The 1,745-nt window shown below is 56.7% G+C and carries 2 protein-coding genes; both read left to right on the top strand.

The genetic code is table 11. From position 1 onward, the window contains the following. The gene (tal, locus tag KCG43_RS21215) at positions 1 to 951 is read left to right on the top strand and encodes a transaldolase (RefSeq protein ID WP_218387442.1); all 951 of its coding nucleotides are present in this window, start codon (positions 1 to 3) and stop codon (positions 949 to 951) included. Positions 952 to 1,032: 81 nt separating this feature from the next. Continuing rightward, positions 1,033 to 1,745: transketolase family protein (locus tag KCG43_RS21210; RefSeq protein ID WP_304622559.1), on the top strand; the 713-nt coding region annotated here is incomplete at its 3' end.

Genomic DNA, 1,745 nt, shown 5'->3' with positions numbered 1-1,745 from the left:
ATGAGCACCAAACTGGAACAGCTGCGCGCACTTACTACTGTTGTTGCCGATACCGGCGACATCGAAGCGATTAAGAAGTACCAACCGCAAGATGCCACCACCAACCCTTCCCTGATCCTGAAAGCCGCAGAGATTGAACAGTACGCACCGCTCATCGACGATGCGATTGCTTATGCCAAAGCGCAGAGCAGCGATAAAGCACAGCAAATCGAAGACGCCGGTGACAAGCTGGCGGTGAACATCGGTAAAGAAATCCTCAACGTGGTGCCGGGCCGTATCTCCACTGAAGTGGACGCCCGCCTGTCTTACGACACCGACGCCAGCGTGGCCAAAGCCCGCAAGCTGATCAAAATGTATAACGATGCCGGCATCAGCAACGACCGCATCCTGATCAAACTGGCGTCGACCTGGGAAGGGATCCGCGCAGCGGAAATCCTGGAAAAAGAAGGCATCAACTGTAACCTGACTCTGCTGTTCTCTTTTGCTCAGGCCCGCGCCTGTGCCGAAGCCGGTGTGTTCCTGATTTCGCCTTTCGTTGGCCGCATCATGGACTGGTACAAAGCCAAAGAAGGCCGTGACTTCGAAGCGTCTGAAGATCCGGGCGTGCTGTCGGTAACGGCAATCTACAACTATTACAAAGCCCTTGGCTACAACACCGTTGTGATGGGCGCAAGCTTCCGTAACACCGGCGAAATCCTGGAGCTGGCCGGCTGTGACCGCCTGACCATCAGCCCGCAGCTGCTGCAGGAGCTGTCTGAAGCACAAGGCGAAGTGGTGCAGAAACTCTCTGCTGATGTGGCTTCTGAAGTGCGTCCGGCGCCTATGACCCACGCGGAATTCCTGTGGGATCACAACCAGGATCCTATGGCGATTGAGAAGCTGGCGGAAGGTATCCGTAACTTCGCGATCGACCAGGGTAAGCTGGAAACCATGATCGAAGCGCGTCTGTAATCCCGTTTCTATTTGAGAGCAGCAACTGAGCTGCTCTCACTCGTTTTATGACCAACCTGTATTGAGTAAGAAGAATTTATTATGGATCGTAAAGTATTAGCGAATGCTATCCGTGCCCTGAGTATGGACGGTGTACAACAGGCCAACTCCGGCCACCCGGGCGCCCCGATGGGGATGGCGGACATCGCGGAAGTGCTGTGGCGCGACCACCTCAATCACAACCCGCAAAACCCGAACTGGGCTGACCGTGACCGCTTCGTGCTGTCCAACGGCCACGGCTCTATGCTGATTTACTCCCTGCTGCACCTGAGCGGCTACGAGCTGGCAATTGACGATCTGAAAAACTTCCGTCAGCTGCACTCGAAAACACCGGGTCACCCTGAGTACGGCTACGCGCCGGGCATCGAAACCACCACAGGCCCGCTGGGTCAGGGCATCACCAATGCTGTAGGTATGGCGATTGCTGAGAAGTCACTGGCCGCACAGTTTAACCGCGACGGCCACGATGTGGTTGACCACTACACCTATGCATTCCTGGGCGACGGCTGCCTGATGGAAGGTATTTCTCACGAAGCCTGCTCGCTGGCCGGGACGCTGGGCCTGGGCAAGCTGATCGCCTTCTGGGATGACAACGGCATCTCGATTGACGGTCACGTGGAAGGCTGGTTCTCCGACGATACGCCAAAACGTTTTGAAGCGTACGGCTGGCACGTGATCCCTGCGGTTGACGGCCACGATGCGGCCGCCATCAACGCGGCTATCGAAGCGGCAAAAGCCGACCCACGCCCAACCCT

This window comes from Photobacterium sp. WH24, assembly GCF_019204055.1.
Classification (GTDB): domain Bacteria; phylum Pseudomonadota; class Gammaproteobacteria; order Enterobacterales; family Vibrionaceae; genus Photobacterium; species Photobacterium arenosum.
The sequence above is the reverse complement of the archived record's forward strand: the minus strand, read 5'-3'. Positions and strand labels throughout refer to the sequence as shown.

Excerpts from the sequence above, each read along its gene's own strand:
- tal (WP_218387442.1), top strand. The coding sequence starts at position 1 with ATGAGCACCAAACTGGAACAGCTGCGCGCACTTACTACTGTTGTTGCC.